General features: G+C 63.9%; 12 protein-coding genes. 2 read left to right on the top strand and 10 right to left on the bottom strand.

Features of this window, described 5'->3' with window-relative positions:
• Position 1: 1 nt before the first annotated feature.
• Entirely contained in the window at positions 2 to 688 is a 687-nt protein-coding gene (locus ATY76_RS05800) for a response regulator (protein WP_088673829.1), read from the bottom strand.
• Between the two features lie 319 nt (positions 689 to 1007).
• Here ATY76_RS05800 and ATY76_RS05795 point away from each other — a divergent pair, with 319 nt between their 5' ends.
• A complete protein-coding gene (locus tag ATY76_RS05795) occupies positions 1008 to 2108 on the top strand; it encodes an efflux RND transporter periplasmic adaptor subunit (protein ID WP_190233603.1) in 1101 nt (366 codons plus the stop codon).
• A complete protein-coding gene (locus ATY76_RS05790) occupies positions 2108 to 5260 on the top strand; it encodes an efflux RND transporter permease subunit (protein WP_088673827.1) in 3153 nt (1050 codons plus the stop codon). The genes ATY76_RS05795 and ATY76_RS05790 overlap by 1 nt, the downstream gene beginning before the upstream one ends.
• A 259-nt stretch (positions 5261 to 5519) precedes the next feature.
• On the opposite strand, the gene ATY76_RS05785 is transcribed toward ATY76_RS05790, so the two are convergent.
• From ATY76_RS05785 to ATY76_RS05745, 9 genes are read right to left on the bottom strand one after another with little or no spacing between them, the layout of a single operon-like run.
• Entirely contained in the window at positions 5520 to 6911 is a 1392-nt protein-coding gene (locus ATY76_RS05785) for a mandelate racemase (protein WP_088673826.1), read from the bottom strand.
• The gene (locus ATY76_RS05780) at positions 6908 to 7924 is read right to left on the bottom strand and encodes a hydroxyacid dehydrogenase (RefSeq protein WP_088673825.1); all 1017 of its coding nucleotides are present in this window, start codon (positions 7922 to 7924) and stop codon (positions 6908 to 6910) included. The genes ATY76_RS05785 and ATY76_RS05780 overlap by 4 nt, the downstream gene beginning before the upstream one ends.
• 4 nt (positions 7925 to 7928) lie before the next feature.
• Positions 7929 to 8747, bottom strand: a complete 819-nt coding sequence (locus tag ATY76_RS05775; protein ID WP_088673993.1) for a TIM barrel protein — start codon at positions 8745 to 8747, stop codon at positions 7929 to 7931.
• 11 nt (positions 8748 to 8758) lie between these two features.
• Positions 8759 to 10633, bottom strand: coding sequence for a glycosyl hydrolase (locus ATY76_RS05770; RefSeq protein WP_088673824.1), 1875 nt, complete (start codon positions 10631 to 10633; stop codon positions 8759 to 8761).
• Positions 10634 to 10684: 51 nt separating this feature from the next.
• Complete coding sequence (locus ATY76_RS05765; RefSeq protein WP_088673823.1) at positions 10685 to 11518, bottom strand: 5-deoxy-glucuronate isomerase; 834 nt, start codon at positions 11516 to 11518, stop codon at positions 10685 to 10687.
• Entirely contained in the window at positions 11518 to 12576 is a 1059-nt protein-coding gene (locus ATY76_RS05760) for an oligopeptide/dipeptide ABC transporter ATP-binding protein (RefSeq protein WP_088673822.1), read from the bottom strand. Before ATY76_RS05760 ends, ATY76_RS05765 begins: the two co-directional genes overlap by 1 nt.
• Positions 12576 to 13625 carry an ABC transporter ATP-binding protein gene (locus tag ATY76_RS05755; protein ID WP_088673821.1) on the bottom strand — a complete coding sequence of 350 codons (1050 nt, stop codon included), beginning with the start codon at positions 13623 to 13625 and terminating at the stop codon, positions 12576 to 12578. The genes ATY76_RS05760 and ATY76_RS05755 overlap by 1 nt, the downstream gene beginning before the upstream one ends.
• Positions 13615 to 14748: an ABC transporter permease gene (locus ATY76_RS05750; RefSeq protein WP_088673820.1), complete on the bottom strand. Its 1134-nt coding sequence runs from the start codon at positions 14746 to 14748 to the stop codon at positions 13615 to 13617. The genes ATY76_RS05755 and ATY76_RS05750 overlap by 11 nt, the downstream gene beginning before the upstream one ends.
• Positions 14749 to 14760: 12 nt before the next feature.
• Positions 14761 to 15747, bottom strand: coding sequence for an ABC transporter permease (locus tag ATY76_RS05745; protein WP_088673819.1), 987 nt, complete (start codon positions 15745 to 15747; stop codon positions 14761 to 14763).
• Positions 15748 to 15844: the final 97 nt, after the last annotated feature.

Raw genomic sequence — 15844 nt, 5'->3', positions numbered from 1 at the left:
GTCAATCCAACAGCAGTTGATAACCCTGACCGCGAACGGACTGGATCCACGATTGCCCGTCCTCTCGCAGGCCGAGCTTCTGGCGAACGCTGCTGATATGGACGTCGATGCGGCGATCGAACGGCGTGAGCGGTTTTCCGAAGGCCCGCTTCGAAATCTCCTGCTTCGACACCAGCTGGCCGGCGCTGCGGGCGAGGACTTCGAGCAGGCTGAATTCGGTGCCGGTCAGCTCCAAAGTCTCGCCGCGCCATTCGGCGCTTCTGCTGCCGGAATGGATCAGAAGCTGTCCCGCCCGGATCGTGTCGGTCGATGCGCCGCCTGCCGGCTGACCCGCGCGGCGCAAGATGGCGCGCAGCCTTGCCGCCAGTTCGCCCGGCGAGCAGGGTTTCGGCACATAGTCATCAGCGCCGAGATTGAGGCCCGATATCCTGTCGACGTCGTCGCCTCTTGCCGTCAGCATGAGGACGGGGACCTGGCTCAGTTTCCTGATCCGCTGCAATACCTCGATCCCGTTCATCCGCGGCATCATGATGTCGAGCACGATGATATCGACCGTATTGCCGGCGGCCGCGGCGATGGCGGCGCGGCCGTCCGTATCCGTCACCACGTCATATCCTTCCTCGACCAGATATTCCTGCAGAAGCGTCGTCAACTCGGCATCGTCGTCGATGAGGAGAACCTTGTTCATTTGCTTAGTCCGTCACTAGAACAGGATGATTTTAGGCCGGCTCGGCCTGAAAATCTGAATCCTGTTCTACATTAAAGAGTTAGAGCATGATGTCGCCCGAAAACCGCTCACACTTTTCGGCATCATGCTCGGATCGGGCAAGCCATACAGCACATACGCGCTCAATCGGCCAAGTTTTACCTAACTTAACACTAACTTGACCGCGCTTAACGTTCGCCCCGTTACTTATCCTGCCCATGACATCGACGCGCACCAGGACCGGGTTGCCTCGACATGAGCGGCACTCCTTCGTCGCCTTCGCGCGGATCCAAAGGCATCGATGCCTTTGACCACAAGGAATGCTTCGTTGAGAAAATCCTCCAGAATACTTGCCACCGTTCTTGTTGCGGCGGCGCTTGCCTCCCCCGTCCGTCTTGCCATGGCGGAACAGGCAGCCGCAACCGCGCTCACCGTCTCCCTGACGGCGCCTGCGCAACGGGACTGGCCTGAGACCGTTCCCGCGAGCGGGTGGCTGAAGCCGTGGCAGGAAGCGATCATCGCCTCGGAGACGAGCGGCTTGCGCATCACCGATGTGCTGGTCGATATCGGCTCCGTGGTCACGAAGGGAGAGACGCTCGTCCGGCTTTCGCAGGAGAGCGTGCTCGCCGATCTGCGCAAGCAGGAGGCGTCCGTCGAGACCGCCAAGGCAAGCCTTACGAAGGCCAAGGCCAATGCCGACCGGGCACGGCAGCTCCAACCCTCGGGTGCGCTCTCTGACGAGAAAATCGTCGAATATCTGGCCGACAAGCAGACGGCAACGGCAAGCCTTGCATCGGAAGAGGCCGCACTCGACAGCGAAAAGATCAAGCTCGCGCAGACGACCATCACAGCGGCCGACGACGGCGTCATAACTTCGCGTTCCGCCAATCTCGGCGCTGTGGTCTCTACCGGCACCGAGCTGTTCCGCATGGTGCGCCAGCAGCGGATCGAATGGCAGGCTGAGGTTTCCGCCCGCTATCTCCCACGCATTTCGGAAGGCCTGAACGTCAAGATCAAAGGGCCGGACGGCCAGGCCATCGAGGGCAAGGTGAGGCTTGTCGGACCGTCGGTCAGCACCGATACGAGCCGAGCGATCGTCTATGTCACGCTTCCAGCCGACTTGCGCCCGCGCACCGGGCTTTACGTGACCGGCAACATCGAATTGCAAACCTCACCGGCGCTGACCGTTCCCGAAACGGCGATCGTGTTCCGAGACGGCATCAGCTACGTCTTCACGTCAGGCGAGGATCAACGCGTGCAAAGGATCCGGGTCGAAACCGGCCGCCGCAACAATGGCGAGGTGGAAATCGTCTCAGGACTGGACCGCTCGTCGAAAGTAGTGGGCTCCGGCGGCGCGTTCCTGTCGGACAACGACCTCGTAAAGATTGCGGAGACGAACTGATGAACTTCTCAGCATGGTCGATCCGCAACCCCGTGCCGGCAATATTGCTGTTCGTGATGCTTGCCGTCGGCGGGCTCCTGGCCTTCAAGCAGCTGCCGATCCAGAACTTCCCCGATATGGACCTTCCGACGATCAGCGTCACCGCCACGCTCGACGGCGCAGCACCGACGCAGCTCGAGACGGAGGTCGCCCGCACCATCGAGGATAGCCTCGCCTCGCTCAGCTATCTCGACCACATCACCACGACCATTACGGATGGTACCGTCTCGATCAAGGTCTCCTTCGAGCTGGAGAAAGACAGCGAAACGGCCCTGAACGAAGTCCGCAACGCCGTCGACAGCGTCAAAGGCGATCTGCCGGCGCAGATGGAAAGCCCAAGCGTCACCAAGGTCACGGTGCAGAGCTCCGCGCTCGTCACTTACGCCATTCGCTCGACCGCTCTCAACGAGACCGAACTTTCCTGGTTCGTCGACAATGATCTGACCAAGGCGCTGCTGTCGGTGCCGGGCGTCGGACAAGTCAACCGCATCGGCGGCATTGACCGCGAGGTTCATGTGGATCTCGACCCTGCGACCATGGCTTCGCTTGGGGTCACTGCGGCGACCGTGTCATCGCAGCTGAAGGCGGTGCAGGCGGATACGTCAGGCGGGCTTGGCGAAATCGGCGGTACCCGCCAGACCTTGCGCACGCTCGGCGCCCTGCCCTCGGTCGAAGCGCTGAAGGCGCTCAGAATTCCGCTGGCGAACGGCCAGCAGGTTCGCCTCGACGACGTCGCATCCGTCACCGACAGTTTCGCCGAGCGGTCCTCGATGGCCTATCTCGACGGCAAACCGGTGATTGCGGTCGAGATCAAGCGCTCGAACGGGTTTTCGGACAGCGGTGTCGCTGACGACGTCGACACAGCGATCAAGCAGTTCGCCTCCCAGCATTCCAACGTGCAGATCGAAGACGCCTACAGCACGATCGGACCGATCATCGAGAATTACGATGGTTCGATGCACATGCTGTACGAAGGTGCGATTCTCGCGATCGTCGTCGTCTGGCTCTTCCTGCGGGACTGGCGGGCAACGATCCTGTCGGCCGTGGCGCTGCCCCTGTCTGTCATACCGACCTTCCTCGTCATGTATCTCTGCGGCTTCAGCCTGAATATCATCACGCTGCTTGCACTGTCGCTCGTGGTCGGCATCCTCGTCGACGACGCCATCGTCGAGATCGAAAACATCGCCCGCCATCTGCAGATGGGAAAGCGGCCGATCGATGCCGCCCTCGAAGCCGCCAACGAGATCGGGCTTGCCGTCATCGCAACCACCTTCACGCTGGTCGCGGTCTTCCTTCCAACGGCATTCATGAGCGGCATTCCGGGACTTCTGTTCCGCCAGTTCGGCATCACCACCGCCGTCGCCGTCCTCGCCTCGCTGGTCGTCGCACGCTTGCTGACGCCGATGATGGCCGCCTATTTCATGAAGGCCCATCCGACGGAGGAAAAGGACGGCCGCATCATGCGTGCCTATATGGCAGTCGTGAAAACCGCCATGAACCACAGAAAGACCACTGTGGCGGCAACCGCCGTCTTCGTCGCGCTCTCGCTTTCCACCATTCCCTTGCTGAAATCAGGCTTCCTGCCCGCTTCCGACGACGCGCGAACCCAGATCACGCTCACCATGCAGCCGGGCGCCACGATCCAGCAGACGGACGCGTCGGCGAGGAAGGCAGCCGATATCGTCGGAAAGCTCAACGATGTCACGCGTGTCTTTTCCTCCGTCGGATCCGCATCCTCGGGCGGCGGCCCCGACAGCAGCACGACGAGCGATGCCGGGGCCGCCACGATCGTCGCCGTCTTGTCGCCCATCGGCGATCGCGATCGCAAGCAGTCGCAAATCGAAAACGACATGCGCCAGGCACTCTCCGTCCTCCCCGGCGTACGCGTGGAGGTCGGCAGCGGCGGCAACGGCACGAAACTCGATATCACGCTGGCGAGCGACGATGCGAATGTCCTCGACAGCGCCAGCACGGCGCTCGAGGAACAGCTCCGCACGCTGCATGGTATCGGCGCGGTGACATCGACCGCGGCGAGGCAGGCGCCCGAAATCCAGATCACGCCCGATTTCGCGCGTGCGGCAGCGCTCGGCGTGACGTCGAGTTCCATCGCCGAGGCCGTACGCGTGGCGACGAATGGAGAATATTCGGCCGACCTGCCGAAGCTCAACCTGCCGCAGCGCCAGATTCCGATCGTCGTCCGCTTCAGCCCCGAGACACGCACCAATCTGGACGACATCAAGAACATGCGGGTAGCGGGCACGAACGGCAATGTCGATCTCGGATCGATCGCCGATGTGAAGATCGGCGGCAGCCCTTCCGAAATCGACCGCATCGACCGGATGCGCAATGTCACCCTTTCCGTCGAACTCAACGGCCGCATCCTCGGCGACGTCAACCGCGAGGCGCAGGCCCTGCCGGCGCTCCAGCACCTGCCGTCGGGCGTCACCCTCGTCGAACAGGGCGAGCTTCAGCGCAGTTCGGAGCTGTTCCAGAGCTTCGCCCTTGCCATGGCGATCGGCGTATTCTGCATCTATGCGGTTCTCGTGCTGCTCTTCCACGACTTCCTGCAGCCGCTCACCCTGCTGATGGCTCTGCCGCTCTCGCTCGGCGGCGCACTGCTGCCGCTCGTTTTGACCGGAACCAGCTTCTCGATGGCGGCCGTCATCGGCTTGCTCATGCTGATGGGCGTGGTGACCAAGAACTCCATCCTGCTCATCGAATATGCGATCATGTCGCGCCGTCAGGGCATGTCCCGGTTCGATGCCCTGGTGGACGCCTGCCACAAGCGCGCCCGGCCGATCGTCATGACCACCATTGCCATGGCAGCCGGCATGCTTCCCGTCGCGCTCAGCCTGACGGGCGGCGATTCGAGTTTCCGCCAGCCGATGGCCATCGTCGTGATCGGCGGCGTGATGATGTCGACCTTCCTCAGCCTCATCGTCATCCCGGTCATCTTCACCTTCGTCGACGACTTGGAACAGATCCTCAAGCGGTTGCTGCGCCGGATCGGGCTGGCTGGGGAAACCGCTGGAGATAAGCCGCATGCGTCCAACGATCACGCGGCGATCGCCTTCCACCCCGAGCAATCACGGCGAGGGCACGGTCAGAGATGATCTCCACCGCCCTTCCGTCAGCAGCCGGTGACAGCAACCTCTTCGGTCGCGTTCCCTCCCCCACGGGAACAGACCGCGGGACGTGTTCCCCCGCAGGCGGCCTCAAGCCGCCTGCGCGTCCTGTATCCCAATCACGAGGTATGGCTCTGTCGGAAGACATTTCAATTGGTGGAACGGGGTGATCGACGACCTGCCCCGGTGATCAGGTCGAACAGTTCGACAGAGCGGCGCTACTATCGATGCCGAATGTTGCCAGCTCTCAGGACAATGGCTTCATCGATCCGAAATCGGGCAAGGTGCCGCTCGCGTAGCCGATGGCCCCGAGCGAAGCGATGGCGATCCGGCCCTCACGGATCGACAGGAGCGGCCCGTCCCGCCCCTGCTCGTAGAGATCGGGATGGGCAGCCGCAAAACGCGCCTTCTCCGCCTGCGGCGCGCCCTGCATGCCGGCGACATAATGATGGCCATTGCGCTCGACATGGGAGAGACCGAGCAGCGAAACCAGCGCCAGATCCTGCTGCACAGCGAGCCCGGCCTGGCAGGTCAGATCCTCACCGGAGAGAAACAACCCCGGCACGCCGTCCGTTATAATGCGGATCGCCTTGATGAGCGAGCGGTAAATGCCTTTGCAGGTTTTCGAGGAGACGCCGGTATAGCCGAGCCCCCGGGCGCGGGCGAAGGCACCGTCGCCATCATCGCTCTCATCGATCAGGAAAGGCAGCTGCGATACCAGCGCTCCGAGCGGAGTTTCCATGGTGATCGCGCGCGAAAACGGCTGTTCGATGAAGGCAATGGCCGCGCGCAGCCGCGCCAGACGCGGCATGGCCGCGATCTGCGCCATTAGGGCGGCAAGCTCGTCGGCGGCGGGGAACTGTTCGTTGCCGTCGACCGTCACCCGGTAATCTGGCAGACGGTCCAGAACGGCGGCGATCCGCGACAGCCGGTCGATATCGGCATCGGCCGCGCCCGAAAGCTTGATCTTGAACCAGCGGTTGCCATAACGGGCAATCACCGCCTCGAGACTTTCCGGCAGGCCATCGCCGACCGGATCGACGATCTCGTCCTCGGCAATGGAGTCGAGCAGTCCGATCGTATGCCGGGCTGCAATCGAGCCGGCGGGACGAAGGCCGGCGAGCACCGCTGACGCTGCATCCGCGTCGATATCGCCTGATAGCATCGGGCCGCCGATGCCGACGAGATTGCTCCGCACCGCGTCAAAAAAGGAAATGCCGGCAAGGCGGCAATAGGCATCGAGTGCTGCGCGGGCGATCAGCGAAGGACCGAAACCGGCGGCCAGTGGATTTCCAGGCAGGCGGCGGGCGGTTTCCATCTCGTTCAGGCGGGCGGCGGTAAACAATGTCGCCGGCGCGGACGCTTCGAGCGATGCGGCGGCCGCAGTGCGGATCGAGCCGCGCAATTGATCGACATTCTGCGTTGGCGTCAGCATCGGGTTCTTATCGAACCATTTCGGCACCATCAGTTCGGCGGCACCGCCGATGGCGGTTTTCCCCTCCTCGTCCTCGACACGTACCCTGACAAAGGCCTGCGGCGCCTTTTCCAGCGTCGCCGCGCCGAAGCGGAACGGCAGGCGCAAGCGGATGTCGCGCTCGAAGGCGTCGATCTCGACAATTCTGATGCGCGGCGCCGTCATGCCATCCGCTCCAGCATCGCGCGCGACACCTCGTGTTGGAGCGGTTCCCGGCGCAACAGCCGGCCGATCTCGTCGACCATGGCCCGCCCCTGGGCGAAATGCGCCTCTTCGGTGTGGCCGGCAGCATGCGGTGAAATAGTAACATTGGCAAGCCTGGGGTCGCGGAAGGGACTGTCCTGAGGCAGCGGCTCGTTGTCGAAGACATCAAGAGCCGCATCGATACGCCCGGAGCGGATCTCCACGAGCAACGCCACCTCATCGACCAGCTCGGCCCGCGCCGTGTTGATGAACAAGGCGCCGGGCCGCAGCAGCGCCAGTTCGCGGGCGCCGATCATGCGGCGCGTTTCCGGCAGAACGGGCGCATGCAGGGAAATCACGTCGCTCTCAGCAAGCGCATCGTCCAGCCCGGCCTTGATAACGCCGAGCGCGGCCGCCTCGCTGTCGTCGAGATAGGGGTCGACGACAAGCACGCGACAGCCAAAGGGAACGAGCAGGCGGATGACCGCCCGGCCGACATATCCGGCGCCGACGATGGCGACCGTTCTGGCGCCGAGCAATCTTTGCGGCACGGCGGCGCGGACGTCGAGCCATTCGCCGCCCTTGCGCAATCGATGATGCAGAAGGTGGATGCCGCGCATGGCAAGCAGCGCTTCGGCGACGACAAATTCGGCAACCGAGGCGGCGATTTTCGAGGCGGCATGGCTGACGCGAAGGCCATCATCGAACAGGCGGACGGGAACCAGCGTGCGGATGCTGCCGGCCGAATGGGCGACGAGGGCAAGCTGCGGATGGCGTTGGCGCGCCGCGGGATCGAAGGGCGGCGTACCCCAGCCGGTCAGGCAGGCCGTGGCGCCTTGCAGCAACCGGTCGGCATCGGCGGCATCGATCGTCGCGCCGGCCGGCCAGCGGACGTCGCCGAGGGCATTCAAATCAGCGGTCGCCGCATCGTCGAGCATCATTCGGCGGGTCTTTTCGGTCAAAAGGACGGCGATGACGGGAGCTTGTTCACGCATGCTTCTACTCTTTCGCTGCGGCGACGAGGCGCCTGAGATGGGCGAGATCGGCGCGGGCCTTGTCGAGCGCCTGTTCCCGGGGAAGCCGGTATTGGGAGTGCACCGAGAGCACCCCTGCAAAGCCATTCATCACCAGATGCGGGATGATTTCGTTCCAGGGAACCATGCCCTCATCGAGCCCATACCAATCCGAATGCCAGGCACGCTGGCCCTGCGCCCCATAGACGCCGGGAAACCAGCCGCAATTCTTGACGCCCATGCAGCAGAACCAGGGATCGAGAAGGTCGAGGGTCAGACGCCAGTCCTCGCTGCCCTCGCGGATGATCTGGTTGGCCGGATCGGGATAGGCACCGATCCTTGAGGGATCGCGGCCGGCCAGCAATTGCGCCGCCAGCGCGCCGGAGCTGTGCAGGGTTCCGCCGTGAAGCTGGACGGTCAGCTTGATATCGAAGCGTTCGGCGAGGCGCTGGAAACCGTCGAGGTCACGCCGCGCCTCATCGGCCTGCGCCTTCCAGCGCCGGGACGGATCATAGCGCCAGAAGCCGAGCCGAACCTGCCCGATGCCGGCCTCACCGCAGCAACCGAGAAGCCGCGACACGGCATCGTCGGGCCGGGTGGCGTCGATGGTCGCCATGGGTGTCCGCAGGCCGGCCGCGGCAAAGCGCTTTGCGGCCTTGACGATCTCTTCCGGCCTGTCGGGGCAAACGGCGTGGCCGTCGCGGATGAGAAGATCGGCACAATCGAAGCCCAAACCGGCAGTGATCTCCGCCGCCTTCTCCAGCGGCAGGCCTTCCAGGGTCTTGGTGAAATAGGCGATATCCATGATGCCGCTGCTCATCGACTGGAAATACAGAGCTCGCTCTCGCGGCCGAAGGCATCGCGGGCGCGCACCGCGTACCGCACGCCCACCGGCGGCGACATGTGCAGGAATGCGGTCGAAATCAGCGGCACCGGACTGACCTTTTCGAAGCTCTTGCCGTCGGTGCTGGCGAGGACATCGTAGAAGATGGCGGGGCTCGCATCTCCGGCTGCCCAGAACAGCATGCGCTCCTCGCGGCCGCCGAGACCGAGGTATCGTTCGACGACAAGACCGGTGGGGACGGCCGGCGGCGCGCCGGTATCGGGAACGACGAGCACCTGCGTCAGCGACGGCAGTGGCACGTCGAGATCGACACTGATCCGGCCCTCGTCGCATTCGATGACGCTGATCGGGTGCAGCAGGGCGGGCTCCTGGGCGCGGCGCAGTTCGGCAAGCTGCGCTTCACCAGGTTCGGGCGGCGCGCCGACCGGCTCGAAGAGCCCGCGCGGATTGCTTTCGTCGCGCTGGGCCTCCCAGACCTCCATCGGATTGGTGAATTCCTCGTCGATGCGCAGCTGGCAAAGGGCGTGGCGGCCGGGAGCGAGCCCGCTGACCTCAAGGCGGACGGCGGTCCGGCCCGAAAGGTTGATGGCATCGACACTGTGGATGAGGCTGATCGAAACACCGCCGCCCGGCAGCCGTGTCGGCAGGATCGCCAGGCCATCCTGATCGGGAGTCAGCGGCGGCTCGGCCGTCACCTTGCAGACGGTGTCGCCAAGCGTCGCCAGCAGCTCCATCGCTGTGAGGCCGGGCTTCTTGATGATGTCGAAGGGCGGCGCGCTGTCGATGTCGGTCACCAGTCTGTTCAGATCGGTCTTGTGCTCCCACTGCGCCTTGGTGAAATTGCGCGGGCCGAAATAGGCGAAGATCGTGCGCTGGCTCCAGCCGCCGATAAAGGCGTGGTCATTGCTGAGGAAGGTGAAATTTGCCGCTTTCGGGGCAATGATGCGCCGGTCGTGCTGCTCGATGATGCGAGCGATGATCCCGGCATAATAGGCCTTGCCATGCCAGCTGTGATGATCGCTCCAGCCGAGCTGCGGATCGCATTCATCATTGACGATCGGCAGGCCGGCAAGCCTGGGATGGTGCTCCTTGAGATAATCGACGACGAGCAGGGTGCGGTCGACGATGGCGTTGGTCTTTGGGGTCAGGTCGTCTTTGCTGCCGTTGACGCCCTTTTCGTGGATCGAGATGTAGTCGAGGCGCGGCGGGCCGTCGCCGCTCAGGCAGCTCGTGCCGCTGTCGCAATGAGCCATCAGGGCGCGGAAGATCGGCGAGAGCGTGCGGGCGGTGCCGGGTCCGCCCATCGGCAGGCCGGGATCGACGGCGTTGAGGCCTGCGACGCAGGCGTCGTAATAATTGGTGTAGCCCTTGATCCCGTAGGTCCACCAGCCGGAGTCGGCCTCATTCGTCGTTTCGAAATACCACGTCCGCAACTCGTCCACGCCGTAGCGCGCGCCGTAACGATCGACCGTCGCCGTCACGAGATCCCGCCAGCGCCTGACCTGGTCCATGTCCTCGTAATCGGTGAAGAGATCAGACGGGTTGCCCATCAGCTCGAAGAAGGGCTTCAGACGGTGCTCGATCATCACGTCGAGCGCCCGGTCGAGCAGCGACCAGTCGTAGACGAATCTGCCCTCGCCGCCGGTCGCGCGCAGCAGATTGTAGAGATAATGGACGCGCAGATAGCGGATACCCTCGTTCGGCAGGCCGCCCATATAGGCGAGCATCTGGCGCATCTCGGGTTCGAGCAGCAGCTCGGCCGGCGAAAAGCCGGTGCCGCGCCAGAACCGGTTGAATGGACGCACTGCTTCACCGGCATCGACGCTTATTCGCGTACGTTCACGCATGGATCATTCTCCTTAGGCGGAAAGTTTGGCGGCTGAGAAGGCCGGCGCCGGTTATTTGAACTTGTCGCGCATCGCATCGATGCCGGGGATGGTCTTGGTCAGGTGCTGATGCGCGGGATCGAAGCGCTGGATCAGTCCGCGGCGGTGCTTGCCGACGAGGATGGTGAAGATATAGCCGCGATGCCCGGGTGAGGTGACGGTCGGGTGGTAGCCGCGATCGACCAGGACGGTATCGCCGTTGCGGGTCATGAGGATCTTGACCGGACCATTGTCGTCATAGGTGATCTGGCTGCCGAAGCCGGTCTCGGGCTGGAAGCGGTAGTGGTAGAGCTCCTCGTGCAGGGTCTCGGCGTCGCCGTCTTCCGTATCGTGCTTGTGGGGAGGATAGCCCGACCAGCAGCCTTCGCCGGCATAGAGCTCGCTCACCAGAAGGTTGCCGCAGCGGCCATTCTGGCGTTGGCCGAGCAGGTGGACGATCCGCCGCTGGCTGTGGGTGTCGGGCGAGCCGACATTGACCGCGTCCACCTCGTCCGGCGTGACCCGGAACGGGGCGTAGCGCGTGTCGCAGAGGCCGCCGGCGATGGCGACTTCCGCCGGGCCGCCACGGGCCGATATCCGGACATTGGCGTCGACGGGCGCGTAAACCGAATCCGCATCGCCTCCCCAGATATCGGCTCGCCGGCCCACAGCTTCGAAGCTGATGTCATCCACTTCGATATCCACCTGCCCCGACAGCACGACGTAGAGGCTTTCGTGCAAGGGCAGCCGCCGCGTCTCCCGGCCGCCGGCCGGAAGCGTGACGAGGTCGAAGTAGATGAGATCGAGCGTCCTGGAGGAGGTATCCACAATGGGACGCTGCTCGGAGCGTGGAATGAATTCGGGCATCAATTGAACTCCGGAACGATACGGTCGGCAAAAGGATTGAGCGTCAGCGATTCGGCGTGATGGCAGGCCACGGCATGTCCATCGGTAGTGACGGTGCGCAGCGCCGGCAGTTCCTGCCTGCAAAGCTCGGTGGCGTAGCGGCAGCGCGGATGAAATGCGCAGCCGGGAGGCGGATGCGCGGGGTCGGCGACTTCGCCCGCCAGCCGGATGCGCCGGCCGTGGCGACGCAGCCTCGGATCGGCGATCGGCACCGCCGAAAGCAGCGCTTCGGTATAGGGATGGAGCGGGCGCGAGAAGATCTGCTCCGTCGGCGCCTTCTCGACGACCCGGCCGACATACATGACGGCGATATTGTCGGAGATGTGCCGGACGACCGAGAGATCGTGGGCGACGAAGAGATAAGTCAGGCCGAACCGTTCCTGCAGGTCCTGCAGGAGATTGATGGTTTGCGCCTGCACGCTGACATCGAGCGCCGAAACGGCTTCGTCCGCAATCACCAGCCGCGGATTGGACGCCAGCGCCCGGGCAATTCCGATGCGCTGGCGTTCGCCGCCGGAAAAAGCATGCGGGTAGCGTCGCATATATTCGGGCCGCAGGCCGACACTCTGCATCAGCTCGGCGACGCGATGCTCGAGCTCCCGGCCCTTGACGATGCCATTGACGCTGAGCACCTCGCCGATGATGTCGATGACGGGAAGGCGCGGATTGAGAGAGGATTGCGGGTCCTGGAAGACGATGCGCAGGTCGCGATGGATTTCCTTGAGGGCCGGACCGGACAAGGCCGCGAGATCGACCGTGCCGCCGCTGCGGTCGCGATAGCGGATCTCGCCGCTGGTCGGCCGATAGATACGCAGGATCGTGCGAGCAAGCGTGGATTTGCCGCAGCCGGATTCGCCGACGATACCGAGCGTCTCGCCGTCCTCGACGCGAAGCGAGACGCCGTCGACCGCCTTGACATGCCCGACCACCTGCCGGAACGCGCCCTTGCGGATGGGAAAATGCATCCTGAGATCGTTGAGTTCGAGTAGCGGGCTCAGCGGCGTTTGGGAACCGGCCATCATTGTCTCCCCTCGTAAAGCAGGCAGCTGGCGACGTGTCCGTCGCCGACGGCGATGGATTTTGGATCCCTCTGATCGCAGAGGCCCGCTCTCGCCTCTTTGCATCGGGGATGAAAGCTGCAGCCCTCCGGCCGGTCGAAACGCGAAGGCACCATACCGTCGATGGTCGCGAGCCTTTCGCTCGGTCGCCCGTGCATGCGCGGCACCGATTGCAGCAGGGCCTTGGTGTAGGGGTGAACGGGCGCATGGAAGATCGTGTCGACGTCGCCCGCTTCCACCACCCGGCCGACGTACATGACGACGACCTCGTCGGCGATTTCGGCCACCACGCCGAGATCGTGGGTGACGAACAGCACCGAGAGCCCGAATTCGGCCTGCAGCGAGGCGAGAAGATCGAGAATATTGGCCTGAGTGGTCACATCGAGCGCCGTGGTCGGCTCGTCGGCAATCAACAGCTTCGGGCGACAGGCGAGCGCGAGCGCAATGCAGACGCGCTGGCGCATGCCGCCGGAAAACTGGAAGGCGTAACTGTCCATCCGTTCGGCCGGCCTCGGAATGCCGACGAGCGCGAGCGTCTCGATCGCATGTTCACGCGCTTCCTTCTTTCCCATCTTCAAATGCAGGCGGATCACCTCCACCATCTGGTTGCCGATCGTATGGACAGGCGAAAGTGCCGCCATCGGCTCCTGGCTGATCAACCCGATCTGGGCGCCGCGGATCGCCCGCATGTCGCGGCCGCGCGGATCGAGCGAGGCGAGATCGATGGCAGGGGCGGCCGGATCGGGCCGGTAGCGGATCGCGCCCGAGACGATCCGCCCGCCGCGCGGAACTTGGTTGAGGATCGAGCGGCCGGTGATGCTCTTGCCCGAGCCGGATTCGCCGACAACGCAGACCGTCTTGCCGCGCGGGATGGAAAAGGAAACGCCGTCGACCGCCCGCACCGTGCCCGCGCCGCCGAAGAAATGCGTCCTCAAGTCGTCGACTTCGATCAGCGGGTCGCGTTCGATGCTCCGGCCGCCGGCGGCGGCGAGATGGGAGTCAGTATTCATAGGGATCTGCAGCATCGCGTAATCCATCACCAAGGAAATTGAGGGCGAGCACCGTGACGATCACCGCGATGCCCGGGAGAAACAGCCAGGGGGCGCTCGAGACCGCGAGAATGTTCTGCGCCTCCTGCAGCAGCACGCCCCAGCTCACGACCGGCGGACGCAGACCGATGCCCAAGAAGGAGAGCGCGGTTTCGGCGAGGATCATCGTCGGAATGGCGAGCGTCACCGAGGCGATGATGTGGCTCATGAAGGACGGCACCATATGCCGCCAGATGATCCGCATCCGGGAACAGCCGTCGAGACCGGCGGCGATGACGAAGTCCTCCGTCTTCAGCGACAGGAATCGGCCGCGCACTACCCGCGCCAGATCGGTCCAGCCGATCAGCGACAGGATGACCGTGATCCAGAGATAGACGAGGATCGGATCGGCGCTGATCGGAACGGCGGCCGCAAGGCCCATCCAGAGCGGAATGGTCGGGATCGAGTTGATGAGTTCGATGCAGCGCTGGATGACATCGTCCACCCAGCCGCCGTAAAGGCCGGAGATGCCGCCGAGGATGATGCCGAGGATCAGGCTGATCGCCACACCGATCAGGCCGACCGACATCGAAACGCGGGTACCGTGCACCGTCCGGCTGAAGACATCGCGGCCCAGCCGGTCGGCGCCGAACAGGTAGAAGGGCTTGCCCGCCTCGACCGGGCCGATCAAGTGACGGTCGAGATCGAACAGCCCCCAGAGCCGATAGGGTTCACCCTTGACGAAGAAGCCGACGGGAATGACGACGGCCGGATCGGGCACATAGGTGCGGCTGAGCGCGATCGGGTCGACCTTCATCGAATAGCCGTTGACATAGAGCGGGTGAAATCCGCCCGCCGCGTCATAGCCGGCAAATCGCAGCTGCTGGGGCGGCGCATAGGTGTAGCGGGAATCGTAGGTCTGCGACGACACCGGGGCGAGGATCTCGGCGAAGAGGGCGACCATGTAGATGAGGAAGATGACGACGCCTGCCGCCAATGCGAGCCGGTGGCGGCAGAAGCGCCACCAGATGAGCTTCCACTGTCCTGCCGAAGCGGCGGTATTTCTGATCGGTTCAGGTGATAGCGCGATGGCTTGATCGGTCATATCTATCGTCCTTCAGCCGTTGCGGATGCGGGGGTCGAGCCAGGCGAGCAACAGGTCCGAGATCAGCGTACCGATCAGCGTCAGCATGCTCATCAGCAGAATGAAGGTGCCGGCGAGATACATGTCCTGGGCAAACAGGGCGTTGAGCAGCAGCGGACCCGTGATCGGCAGGCTGAGCACGATGGAGACCACCACCGAACCCGAGACCAGATGCGGCAGCACCCAGCCGACCGTGGAGACGAAGGGGTTGAGCGCGACGCGCACCGGATATTTGAGCAGCAGCCGGATTTCGCTGAGGCCCCGGGCGCGCGCCATGTCGACATAGGGCTTGTTGAGTTCGTCGAGCAGGTTGGCGCGCATGATGCGGATCAGCGCCGCCGTGGCGCCCGTTCCGAGCACGACGACCGGGATCCACATATGCGAGATGAGATCGCCGAGCTTGGCCCAGCTCCAGGCGGCGTTGATATAGAGGGGCGAAAACAGCCCGCCGACGCTCTGGCCGAAATACTGCGCGGAGACGAACATCAGCACCAGCGCCAGCAGGAAGTTCGGGATGGCAAGGCCGAGGAACCCGAAGAAAGTGGCGACGTAATCGCCGACCGAATATTGCCGCACCGCCGAATAGATGCCGATCGGAAAGGCCACCGCCCAGACGAAGAGCAGTGTGGTGACCGAGACCACCATCGTCAGGCCCATGCGCGCCCAGATCAATTCGCTGACCGGCTTGTTCCAATCGAGGGACTGGCCGAAATCGCCGCGCAGCAGGATGCCGCTGATCCATTTCCAATACTGAACCGCCCAGGGCTGGTCGAGGCCGTAGCGCTCGCGCAAACCCGCAATGACACTGGGATCGACGGTCTCGTTCTGCGAGGCGAGACGCGCGGTCATCGCCGTCAGGAAGTCGCCCGGCGGCAGCTGGATGATGATGAAGGTCACGACCGAGATCGCGAACATCATCGGGATCATGTAAAGCAGACGTCTGATGATGAAGCCGGCCATGTTCAAGCTCCTTCGACCGGCAATCGCCGACCGGACTGGGTGATTGGGCGGGGCTGGTTCCGGAACGGCGCCCGACGACGCCATTCCGGCCGATCAT

It is taken from the genome of Rhizobium sp. R339 (assembly GCF_002211395.1).
Classification (GTDB): domain Bacteria; phylum Pseudomonadota; class Alphaproteobacteria; order Rhizobiales; family Rhizobiaceae; genus Rhizobium.
Note: the sequence above shows the minus strand (reverse complement) of the source record. Positions and strands in the feature narration are given on the sequence as shown.

Bases quoted from the DNA above. Each gene is read 5' to 3' on its own strand.
- ATY76_RS05800 (WP_088673829.1), bottom strand. From the start codon at position 688: ATGAACAAGGTTCTCCTCATCGACGACGATGCCGAGTTGACGACGCTT.
- ATY76_RS05795 (WP_190233603.1), top strand. From the start codon at position 1,008: ATGCCTTTGACCACAAGGAATGCTTCGTTGAGAAAATCCTCCAGAATA.
- ATY76_RS05790 (WP_088673827.1), top strand. From the start codon at position 2,108: ATGAACTTCTCAGCATGGTCGATCCGCAACCCCGTGCCGGCAATATTG.
- ATY76_RS05785 (WP_088673826.1), bottom strand. From the start codon at position 6,911: ATGACGGCGCCGCGCATCAGAATTGTCGAGATCGACGCCTTCGAGCGC.
- ATY76_RS05780 (WP_088673825.1), bottom strand. From the start codon at position 7,924: ATGCGTGAACAAGCTCCCGTCATCGCCGTCCTTTTGACCGAAAAGACC.
- ATY76_RS05775 (WP_088673993.1), bottom strand. From the start codon at position 8,747: ATGGATATCGCCTATTTCACCAAGACCCTGGAAGGCCTGCCGCTGGAG.
- ATY76_RS05770 (WP_088673824.1), bottom strand. From the start codon at position 10,633: ATGCGTGAACGTACGCGAATAAGCGTCGATGCCGGTGAAGCAGTGCGT.
- ATY76_RS05765 (WP_088673823.1), bottom strand. From the start codon at position 11,518: ATGCCCGAATTCATTCCACGCTCCGAGCAGCGTCCCATTGTGGATACC.
- ATY76_RS05760 (WP_088673822.1), bottom strand. From the start codon at position 12,576: ATGGCCGGTTCCCAAACGCCGCTGAGCCCGCTACTCGAACTCAACGAT.
- ATY76_RS05755 (WP_088673821.1), bottom strand. From the start codon at position 13,625: ATGAATACTGACTCCCATCTCGCCGCCGCCGGCGGCCGGAGCATCGAA.
- ATY76_RS05750 (WP_088673820.1), bottom strand. From the start codon at position 14,748: ATGACCGATCAAGCCATCGCGCTATCACCTGAACCGATCAGAAATACC.
- ATY76_RS05745 (WP_088673819.1), bottom strand. From the start codon at position 15,747: ATGGCCGGCTTCATCATCAGACGTCTGCTTTACATGATCCCGATGATG.